Raw genomic sequence first — 11062 nt, forward strand, 5'->3', positions numbered from 1 at the left:
ATGATAGGTTCATCATGAATCGTAAAAAACTCTACGGGTTCGTATCCTTAATTGGTATCATTCTAATCTTGGTCCTTGTATATTTCTTTCGAGGTTCTAAATCCAATCTTCTTGTCATCAAAAAAGGTTCGTTAGTGGAGGCTGTGTATGCCCTTGGCACTGTAAAACCTGTAGATAGTTTCATTTTGAAATTTGGAATCGCAGCATCGGTTCGCGAGATCTTTGTGGAAGAAGGTCAATCTGTGAAAAAAGGAGATTCACTCCTTGTCAATGATTCTGGAATTACCTTCCGTTCCCCATTCACAGGCACTGTTACCAAACTAAGCATTGCCAAAAATGAAACGGCTATGCCTGGGCTTCCCATTTTGGAAATCCAAAATTTAAAGGAAGTCTTTATATCCGTATCCCTCGACCAAGAGTCTGCACTACGTGTAAAACCAGGCCAACATGCCCAACTCAGTTTTGAATCCATCAGAGGAAATGTTTATAAAGGGGAAGTGGAACGTATTTATCCATCGAACGGCCAGTTTCTCGTGAGAATTGAACCAAGTGAACTTCCCCAAGGAATTTTACCAGATATGACAACGGATGTTGCCATCGAAGTTTCCTCGAAAGACAATGTGATTCTTGTTCCACTTGTGGCTGTAGAACGAGGCAAACTCACACGATATAGAAATGGGAAAAAAGAAAAAATCGAAGTTCGTATTGGTGCCATCAATGCAGAGTTTGGTGAACTCATCCAAGGGGATTTACTCGAAGGGGATGAGGTTCTCGTAAAAAATTAAATGTTATTTCTTGCGATCCGCCAAATTTTATCGAGACCCCAACAATCCATTTTAACCTTAATTGGGATTATTCTTGGGACTGCTGGTTATATTGTATTTTCTGGAATTATGCTCGGGTTCCAGGCCGTCATTACTGACCAACTTGTGAATTCGGATGGGCAAATTAAAATTTCGCCAAAAGATGAGCTCATCACGGAACGTACGTTTGATGATGTATTCTTTCAAGGAAAAGAAGTTCGATGGCTTTCTCCTCCTTCCGGTAGAACCGATAATTCACGTTTAACGAATGTTCTTGGGTGGATGGATAAATTGTCGAACGATCATCGGGTGATATCCTATGCACCACAACTCACCAAAGAAGTGATTTTTGTGAATGGAAAATCAACTGCTCCGGCAAGGTTTGTGGGTGTGGATCCGAATATCCAACCTAAAGTGACCAATCTCAGTGATTACATTGTGGAAGGGAAACTAGGTGATCTTTCACGTGGAACTTCGCTTGCGATTGCGGGAGAGGGAGTTCTCAATAAACTCGGTGCCAAAATAGACGATACGATTTTTGTGTATATTCCTGGAACAGATCTGATCCCGATCAAAATTGTTGGTATTTTAAGCACAGGAAATCGTTTGGTAGATGAGGTGACGGTATATTCTTCTCTTTCCACGGTTCAAAGTATAACGAAGTCCAGTGGGGAAATTTCGCAGATCATTGTTAAAATCAAAGACATTCGCGAAGCCGCATCCATTGCAGAAGATTGGCGTTACTTCAGTAAAGACAAGGTGGAAAGTTGGGACGAAGTGAATGCTAGTATCTTACAAGTATTCCGAACCCAAGACATCGTGCGAAACTCAACTACATTTACCATCATTCTTGTCGTTGCATTTGGAATTTATAATATACTCAACATGGTAGTGAACCAAAAAAAGAAGGAAGTTGCCATTTTGCGATCCATTGGTTTTGATGAGAAAGACACAATTCAGTTGTTTATTTTTCAGGGTTTATTTTTAGGAACCTTAGGAGCCATCATTGGAATTTTTGTAGGGATACTTGGATGTTATTATATAGATGGTATTCCCATTGGAGATCCTAAACAAAACTCAAAAGCACTTATGAAAACCATGATGATTTCTTGGGATGTAATGATTTATGTGAAAGGGTTCTCCATTGCGGTTCTCAGTGCATCGATTGCTAGTTTTATTCCAGCACGTATGGCAAGTCGTTTGTCACCAGTTGACATCATTCGAGGTGCTACATGAATTTAGGAATTGAAGCAGACAATATTTTTAAATCGTTTGGAGAACCACCGCAAGTAGTTTTACAGGATGTCTCATTAAAAATCAAAGAAGGTGATTTTGTTGCACTCACTGGGAAGTCAGGTTCAGGTAAATCGACTCTTCTGTACATTGTAAGTGGCCTTGACAATCCAACCAGTGGAGAGGTCAGACTCAGTGGTAAATCCTTATCCGAAATGGATAGCAAAGCGATTCATGAATTGAGGAATCTTTCGATAGGGTTTGTTTTTCAATTTCACTACTTATTACCTGAACTAACAGGTTTGGAAAATATCACAATGCCCGCTCGCAAAACAGGGAATCAAAAACGAGTAGAAGAGTATGCATTACATCTGATGGAAAGTTTTTCAGTTTCTCACTGTAAAGATAAGTTTCCAAGCCAAATGTCAGGTGGGGAAGGCCAAAGAGTTGCCATTGCACGTGCACTTGTTCAAAAACCCAAGTTTTTGTTTGCTGATGAGCCAACTGGCAATTTAGATACAGCTAACGGAGACAAGGTGATGGATATCTTCAAACGTATCAACAAAGAAGATGGAACCACAATCCTATTTGTGACGCATGACCCTGATTATGCGGGCATTGCACAACAACGGATCCACATGGTGGATGGAAAAATCGCTGAAATTTCCTGAAATATCTGCTATAGCAGTCTAATTTCGATTCTATAGCAGATATTTTCCAAAAAAAATGATGAATTCGTATGCTCTTCACCCAGTTTGGTAGAAGACATGTTTGAACATTTTGAAACCGACGCCATCCGCATCCAAACCAAACGCACAGGGGAAAAAGAACATTCCACCCCCTTATTTTTAACTTCCAGCTTTGTGTTTGATGATGCCGAACATGCAAGGGCCCTTTTTGCAGAAGAGGTAACAGGAAACCAATACACAAGGTTTTCTAATCCCAACACAACTGAACTCATCCAAAAATTATGTGCATTGGAACATACAGAAGATGGAATCGCCACTGCCTCAGGAATGTCTGCAGTGTTTACTTCCATCTTTGGACTTGTAAAATCTGGAGATCATATTGTTTCGGCAAGAGCCATCTTTGGTTCCACTCACCAAATTTTTGCGAACATCTTACCGCGGTTTGGTGTGACAACAACTTATGTGGACATCGATAAACAAGAGGTTTGGGAAGCCGCTATTAAGGAGAATACAAAGATCCTTTATATTGAAACACCTTCGAATCCAGGACTTGATATTGTGGATTTGGAATGGGTCGCATCTTTATGCAAAAAGAAAAAAGTGATCCTTATTGTTGATAATTGTTTTTGTTCACCATACATTCAAAGACCAGCTGATTTTGGTGCGGATATTGTGATCCACTCAGCAACTAAATATTTGGATGGACAAGGACGAACCATTGCGGGTGTGATTTTAGGGAAAAAAGAACTCATCCAACCGATTCGGTATATGGCAAGAAACACAGGCCCTTCCCTTTCGCCAATGAATGCTTGGATTATATCCAAAAGTTTGGAAACATTGGCAGTTCGTATGGATCGCCATGCAGAAAATGCAATGAAACTTGCTACTTTTTTACAAGAGTCAAGTGATGTGGAGTTAGTTAGGTATCCTTTTTTGCCAAATGACCCTGGTTATGCGATCGCCAAAAAACAAATGAGATCTGGTGGAGGCATCGTTTCTTTTGTCATCAAAGGAGGAGTAGAAAGGGCTAAAAAATTCTTAGATGCACTCCAATGGTTTTCTTTAACTGCTAATTTGGGTGATACAAGAACGACTGTGACCCATCCCACAACCACCACACACTCCAAACTTACAGAAGAGGAACGGTTGGCTGTTGGAATCAAACCTGGACTCATCCGAGTGTCTGTAGGACTAGAACACATTGATGATATCATTGCCGAAGTGAAGCAGGCATTGGCAAACTCAAAGTAAACAAAATATATCGACTATCTCTTTTTTCGGAAAGAGATAGTTCTAATTGATTTTTCGTTTTTTCTGATAAATGATCACTTCTGATTTCTAAACTTTCTTCAAAACTGCGAACATAGTGTTCATCTGGATTCACTTCCGTTTCCCATACAATAGATTTTATGTTTTCTCCATTTAGATGAAATTCGAAGTTTACCGTATGATTTTCGTTTGGTGAAATTCTCGTATCATAGTATTCATGTGTGAGTTTTGTGTCCACAAGTCTCCCAATGATCGATTCTTCGATCAAATTCCGTTTCCCACTAGTGTCGATGGCAAAAAAGCGTAAGGTAATTTTAGGAATTAGATAGGTTGGAAATTTATGACCTACATGGATGCTTTTTAATTCCGCATGGATATGAATGGTATCATTTTTGATTCTATTCAGTTCCCATTTCGGTTCTACTGCACTACGAACAAATTCTTTGTCATGGATTCCTTTCCAAGAATGTTCTCTGTTTGGCATATGACAATTTTGGCATTGAACCCCTTGTTTTGCATAGGAAGACTCTTCCCATTCCTTGTATACCTCCATCAAACGTTTTCCATTCAAGAGAGTCCCTTTTTCCGGGCTTTCATGGCATGATTTACAAAAACCAGAAGCCTCAAATTCTGACTTCGACTGAAATCCGTTATGTGGTAGATGATTGTTTTCTGTTTCTTTGAAGACAGAATTTCGTGGTGGAGGTCCATACCAGATCTGATTTCGGATATGGCAACTAGCACATTGAATCGAGGGATTGGTAATCCCTTCAGGGAAATGATTCTTTTGTGATATTAGTATTTCTTTTGTTCGAAAAGATTCGGAGACTTCTGCTTTGGTTTCGGGTAAGGGAGAGTGACAATCCAAACAATTATTAAATTCATTCGCATCTAAGATTTCCTTTTGCCAAACAAGTCCACTCCCAATCGACTTGGAATGAAAGCTATTTTTCCATCCTCTCCATTGAGTTTCATGGCAAGTGGCACATTGTTTTGGATCAAAATTGGATTCAAAAGAGGAAAGTTGAAATTGTATGCCTTGGTTTGAATCATTTAACAGAGGTAAGGGATGTTTCCAATGTTCATCCAGAAATGAATTCTCTTTACAACTGAAGAAATTGATAGAAACACAAACCAATACCGACAGTTGTAAAATAAGAAACTTCATTTCTTTGAATGTTATTTTCTAGGGATCAACCACCACAAGCATTTCCTCCACCTCCAGACAGCCCGCCACTACCACCACCAGATCCAGAGCCCGAGGAACTTCCCCTTAAAAAGGATTTATCTTCTTCTCGAATCTTATTGGAAGATTTGATGAATTGCCGCGACAAATCGAGTTGGTAATTGGGAACGTTTGCGTCCGCATTGGATGTGATGGCGTCAGCCAATTGGGAGATATCAGTTCTCCAATACGAAGCAGGTTGTGTGATGGCACTGGGACTGGAACCTGAAGTAGGTGACCTGAGTCCTAAGGCTCCAAATTGTTTCCAACCCGCTTCATAGAATCTGGTGGGTTTTCCAAGGATTTGGTGGAGGACAAACCAAACAATGGATGTTCGTATCCCTTCTTCTCCATATAAATAAATTAACTTTTGATCAGAATAACCAGTGTTATTTAAAAGGGTTGTTAATTGTGAAAATGCCCTGAATTGAAAACTGGTTCCATCATAAAGATCTGTTGGAATTAAATTGGAAGCAGATTTCACCCTTCCTTCATAGGTGGAAACACAAGTATTTGATACAAAACTGGAATTTGTTTTGGTCGTACAGTTCGAATACTTAGCACCAGAGGCAGTTGAGTTTGTTGTTCCTAAATATGCAGCACTCGGTCTTCCATCAATGAGATAAAAACCTTCTATTGGAAGTGGATCTACGCCTTCCAAACTACTATTTCCATTTTTGAGAGAATGGATGAGGTCTCCAATGGTAAGGTGTAAAGAAGTGTGATCCCGAAATAATGTTTTTGTGGTCCCAGCACGATTGCTATTTGCGTAATTGTAAGAAGAAGTCGTAAACAAAGTGTTGGCAGACGTTAGATCAGCGATCGATCCATTTAAGACAGCAAGTCTTTCCTTTGGGAATCCCCAGTAGAGTAAGGAATAGTAGGCAAACGTGGCCGATGTTAAATTAGCTAAGTTTGATGTGTCTCCCGCGAACACAACATAGTCGATCGCTGGGTCAATTCCATAAATTGCAAAGAAATCGGAGATTTTTTTCCCTTTGCCAACAATTCCATCGGATGCCAAAACACCATCATCCCTTGTTTCTGATAACAAATCATTTAAATTTGCAACTGGATAGGCAAAGGACTGTTTGCCATCAAAAAATACATACCTTCCACTTGAGCCTGAAGTTTGGATTTGGAAAACGATTAAATTACCAAAAACATAATTAGGTTTGTTAGTGTTCCAATTCGACAAATACCTTGATAGTTTTGTTCCAGAGATGAGTCCACTTTCGTTTAGATTGTAGTCTGCATTAGACAAAGTAGCCAGTTCTGCTGGTGAGTAATTTCTGAATAAAAATGGAGTTAAGTCAAGCTTAAGACTTTGAGGTAAAAATACATACTCAGGTAGCCCTTTGCAACCAAAGAAGGTGACTAGAATCTGAAAAAATATAAAATACTGTTTAACTTTCATAGGATCCTCTTATAAATTATAAGGTAAAGTGACAGCAAAACCGACTGTCTTTAGTTTGGCGGTATTGTAACCAGCTATGGTTTCCGAATAAAACAAAGTGTAGAAGTTACCAAAACTATCCGCGTAACTAAATCCAATTTCTGCGTTGTGAAAGACTTCTTTTCTTCCCCAAGCAGGTCGTTCATTTTGAACATAAACATCATATGGATTGATTCCGTAAATTGATGGTTGTGGGTAGCGAACTAAGTTCCAAGGAGGTTGTTGTCTTGGATCTGCATATGCATACCCGCCTTGTCCAATTTGACCTCGCATTCCAATGGTTATAAACAGAGATTCAAAGAATCGTTTGTATAAAGCAGAGTAATAAAGGATATCATCTGGCACTGGGTTCTCTCGTTTGCGATAAGCCACTTCACCGAGACCACCGATACCCCATACTCCAATATCTTTTGCTAAATACAAATTGACTTCGCCTCCACTTGCTCCATCCCCTAAGGATTGAGGATTGCGATCATAATCTCCTCGTTTGATTCCTCCCACTCGTAAGGAAATGGTTGGCATCCAACGATATTTGGAGTCAAACTCATCAACTAGTTTATATCGTAACCCTACTCTTGTGTCCATAAATCCATATTTGTCTGGAACCTCGGGTGTTTGTTGTAAGCCGAAATAACGATTGAAGATTCTGTGCCTTCCTAATTTTCCAAATCCAATTGTTAAATCAGCAGTTAGGCGATCTGTGATTCCGTATTCTAATGCAAGATTGGCTACGGTGATCCTTATGTTATCATCATACTTTGCCTTTTGTCCTGCAAGAAATGCACCGTCATACTCTGAATGTATCAAAACTGGTCGTACCCAAAGCTGTCGTTCGTAAGGTGCCCAAGCTTGTTGAGAATATATATTCGATACAGAAATCAAAAAAAAGAATAAGGATAATCTGAATAATGGAATCGATGTCTTCATTCTTTATCCTTCTTTTTTTCCGGTAACTTAATGTTGAATCGGACTTGGATAAAGTATTCCAATGCTTGTAATTGTTCTTCAGTGAGTTTGCCTGATAATTCAGGTAAGTTTACCCTACGTTTTTCTGTGTTTGGTAAACTCCCTTGGAGGTATTCTAACCTTTCTTCTTGGTCATTTAGATTTGAATTTGTTTGTTTCTCTAAACTAATTTCTTGATTAAAGATAGCTTTGCCTAGATGGTATTTTTCTCGATCTTGGCCTTGTGGAATATTGGCGATTCCCCCTCCACTAATTCCACCAGATGCTAATATGATATTTGTAAAAAACAAATTTACTAATAATAATAGAATCAAAATTTTCATAATATTTTCCCAGTATTGATTTCTTTAAATTGAATCTATCAAAGAGTAAGAAACGAATCTTACTCTTTGATTTTTACTCATCAACGTTTGTATGCTTTATCTTCTTCGATGATCTTACGTGAAGTGGATGCAAAGGTATTAAGATTCGTTGGTAAATTAGAATCCACATCCCCTGCCACATTATAAGTAATGACATCAGATAACTCAGGAAGGTCTGTCCGATAAGGAGAGTCAGGTGGTAATTTTGGTGCAGGTCCACCACCAGTCAAACTTCCCCATTCAATCCAACTTCCATCATAATAAGTGGAAGGGTATCCGAGGATGGCAATGTAAGAAAACCCAGTCACTTGTGATCGGTTATTGGTTCGGCATAATTGGATTGCTGTTTGTCCAATTTGATAACCGCGCGCATCATAATAAGCTTTGAGTTCAGATTTTGATTTAAAGCGATATTCCATATCCAAAAGTCCAGTCCAAGGAACATCCTTTGCACCTTTGATCCTTCCTTCAAAACCTACATATTTGCCAGACACTTCCGAAGTAGTACTACGAATGACTCCATTGTATTCATTACTATTTCCTGAGGAAGATCTAGCATCCGATACGAATACACTAGAAGTAAGACCCGCAATGTTGACATTGTTTGGATCTTTTACTGCTTTGATTACATCTTCTACTGGTAACATTAAGATTGTGTTATCAACGCGAAGGCTTTTCACCGAATAACGATTGTTTAAATTGGGAGGAGTGTTTGTTGTATCGCTGAATGGAACAAAATTCCCATCAGTCGTCACAAGTCGTGGTAATGTTCCATTGACAAAGGCTAAGTTTTTATGATCGAAACCCCAATAACGAAACGAATAAAACCCACGTAAAGTTCCTTGGACATGACTCGCAGCGTTGGCAGCGGAAACAAAAACCACTAGGTCATTTACTGGATCAATCCCAAATCGATTTAAAATCGCATCTACTTTTTGGCCATTGGCGATAATCGATATTGTATCACTGAGACCACTATTTCGTTTTTGGCTAAATCCATCTCCGCCGTCTAACGCATTTGCTCCGTCAGAAAAAGTGAATGAATATACGACCACATCGTTCCCATTCCCGGAAATGTATCTTTGATCTCCAGCGATATCACCTCTAAGATCTGTAGGACTTGGACCATTTTGTAAGATTACCAATTTCCCATTGATTCCACTTGGTTTAGTGGCAGACCAATTGTTCACCCATTTTCCTAATGTTTGTGGGGTGATAAGACCATATTCATTTAGGTTATAATCGTCGTTAGACTCTTTTGCAAGTTCGACGGCGGAATTGACTTTGATTCCATTGGACAGAGCCAAGGCCGCGAGTAATAAGTTTCTGTTGTTTTCATTTTGATTGTTTCCACCACAGGCTCCGAGAAACCCCGCGGTGAGTAATGCAATCAATTGTTGGTAGAGATTGGTTTTCATATAAAATCCTTACTTTGAATTCCAAACCTCTCTCTGTAGGGGTTTGCACCAGAGAAGAGGGAGTTGGTAAAGTAATGGTTGAAAACGACCGCTTGTGCAGAAAGCTTATATTCGATATAACAGATTTAAACTCTGTAATAGCGTATAATATCTTGGAGGAATCTCCAGTTGGTTTGACTAGAATTCTGCTTAGGTCTTGGGAACTTGAAGGAAAGAAGGAACTACCTGAATTTTTTGGATGAGATCCATAAAAACTTAGATGGGTGATCAGATTCATTCACAATGAATTCTAGTTCGGAGATGGGAAAAAAAACACATTCACCAACTTCGAGCTGATATGTTTTTTGTTTCAATTTCACTTTTGACGTTCCCAAGACTTGGTAAATTTTAATATCTTGTGCCTGCGGAAGGTGTTGGAACTGATTTAGTTTTCCTTGTTCTAAATTCCATTCTACTAGATTTAATCTTTCCCGTTCTTCTTGGTATAAAACCCTTGATTTTATTGCATTTTTTGATGATGACCATACTTTCCCCTCATTCAATGAGAGAAAACGGGGAGATTGAGAAAATAAATCAGGGATCATTTCCGCAATCGGAAGTCTCAATGTTTTGGATAGTTTCCATAAAATACCAATGCTTGGTGTGGTTTTTCCTGACTCAATCAAACCGAGCATTCCTCGACTGACGGATGATAGTTGAGAGAGTTTTTCCATGGAATAACCAAGTTCCAGGCGTCTTTGTTTTAAAGTTTCTCCTAAAACGACTGTGAGAACTTCATCGACATTCTGCTCCAATTCTCTTGGGTTTCCATTTTCCTCGTTTTGTCCTTCCATAGTCCTATCCCTTGGAAGTCATGTTCGATATATTGGATATTTTGTAAAGTAAAATGAATATTTGGCAAAAATAGAAGAGGATACAAAAAATGGAAATTAGGGCTTGGAGGAAAAGAATTGGGTCCGAGATTTCATAGTAAAACCGAAATGGCAAATTCAATCTAACGTTTGTTAAGTAAGAAAACTGCAATACCGAAACGAGAATCCAGGGAAGTATCGACTTGGTTCTCGTTATCAATATCAGTGGTACCAAAATCAAAAAGTACCAAGGATTGATGACTGGCAAAGAGGTAAGAGTAAAATAACCGAAGTAAAAATAAAAATGTAAATTCCTTAGATAAGTAAAATAAATTTTGTTTCGATTTCGATTCGGTAGAAGGAAGTAGAGATATACAAATAATACTAAAAATTGTAGAAAAAATGGGAAACTTCGAATGTTGATCGAAAAAAACAATCTCCAAATTGGTTCAAAAAATTGATTAAATGTGAAGGAATCACCAAATTTGTGTAAGGTAGTCATTCCAAAGTCCCGTGTTAGTGGAAAAGAATATAAATAAATAAGATAAAAAAACAAGAAACCAAAGAGAAAAGAAATGAGGATTGGAAACCAATGGGAATCGTTTCGATTATTATTTGGAAATCGAATCTGCTGGAAAAATAAAATTCCATAAATTACTGAGATCAATTTGATATGTACTAAAAAACCAAAAATCAATCCACTAAGTCTGAGATATTTTTGTTTTAAGAAAAATAGAAACATCCAAAAAAAAGAAATGATTAGAATTTCAAAGTGTAAATTGATATATAC

At 38.5% G+C, this 11062-nt stretch carries 10 protein-coding genes; 4 read left to right on the forward strand and 6 right to left on the reverse strand.

What is annotated here, in order from left to right; genetic code table 11:
* Positions 1-14 precede the first annotated feature (14 nt).
* The 4 genes from EHQ59_RS06740 to EHQ59_RS06755 all read left to right on the forward strand — a co-directional run bounded on the left by EHQ59_RS06740 (position 15) and on the right by EHQ59_RS06755 (position 3976).
* Complete coding sequence (locus EHQ59_RS06740) at positions 15-785, forward strand: efflux RND transporter periplasmic adaptor subunit (RefSeq protein ID WP_135618582.1); 771 nt, start codon at positions 15-17, stop codon at positions 783-785.
* The gene (locus tag EHQ59_RS06745; RefSeq protein ID WP_135618584.1) at positions 786-2039 is read left to right on the forward strand and encodes an ABC transporter permease; all 1254 of its coding nucleotides are present in this window, start codon (positions 786-788) and stop codon (positions 2037-2039) included.
* Entirely contained in the window at positions 2036-2707 is a 672-nt protein-coding gene (locus EHQ59_RS06750) for an ABC transporter ATP-binding protein (RefSeq protein WP_135618586.1), read from the forward strand. The genes EHQ59_RS06745 and EHQ59_RS06750 overlap by 4 nt, the downstream gene beginning before the upstream one ends.
* A gap of 96 nt (positions 2708-2803) precedes the next feature.
* The gene (locus EHQ59_RS06755) at positions 2804-3976 is read left to right on the forward strand and encodes a trans-sulfuration enzyme family protein (RefSeq protein ID WP_135618588.1); all 1173 of its coding nucleotides are present in this window, start codon (positions 2804-2806) and stop codon (positions 3974-3976) included.
* On the opposite strand, the gene EHQ59_RS06760 is transcribed toward EHQ59_RS06755, so the two are convergent.
* The 6 genes from EHQ59_RS06760 to EHQ59_RS06785 all read right to left on the reverse strand — a co-directional run bounded on the left by EHQ59_RS06760 (position 3936) and on the right by EHQ59_RS06785 (position 10254).
* Complete coding sequence (locus EHQ59_RS06760; protein WP_135618590.1) at positions 3936-5162, reverse strand: multiheme c-type cytochrome; 1227 nt, start codon at positions 5160-5162, stop codon at positions 3936-3938. The genes EHQ59_RS06755 and EHQ59_RS06760 overlap by 41 nt on opposite strands.
* A 25-nt stretch (positions 5163-5187) precedes the next feature.
* Entirely contained in the window at positions 5188-6636 is a 1449-nt protein-coding gene (locus EHQ59_RS06765; protein WP_135618592.1) for a rhodanese, read from the reverse strand.
* A gap of 9 nt (positions 6637-6645) precedes the next feature.
* The gene (locus EHQ59_RS06770) at positions 6646-7602 is read right to left on the reverse strand and encodes a hypothetical protein (protein ID WP_135618594.1); all 957 of its coding nucleotides are present in this window, start codon (positions 7600-7602) and stop codon (positions 6646-6648) included.
* On the reverse strand, positions 7599-7964 hold the full coding sequence (locus tag EHQ59_RS06775) for a hypothetical protein (RefSeq protein WP_135618596.1): 366 nt from the start codon (positions 7962-7964) through the stop codon (positions 7599-7601). Before EHQ59_RS06775 ends, EHQ59_RS06770 begins: the two co-directional genes overlap by 4 nt.
* A gap of 80 nt (positions 7965-8044) precedes the next feature.
* Positions 8045-9421, reverse strand: coding sequence for a rhodanese (locus EHQ59_RS06780; protein ID WP_135618598.1), 1377 nt, complete (start codon positions 9419-9421; stop codon positions 8045-8047).
* 221 nt (positions 9422-9642) lie between these two features.
* Entirely contained in the window at positions 9643-10254 is a 612-nt protein-coding gene (locus EHQ59_RS06785; protein ID WP_135618600.1) for a helix-turn-helix domain-containing protein, read from the reverse strand.
* Between the last annotated feature and the right edge of the window lie 808 nt (positions 10255-11062).

The sequence above is a fragment of the Leptospira kemamanensis genome (assembly GCF_004769665.1).
Classification (GTDB): domain Bacteria; phylum Spirochaetota; class Leptospiria; order Leptospirales; family Leptospiraceae; genus Leptospira_A; species Leptospira_A kemamanensis.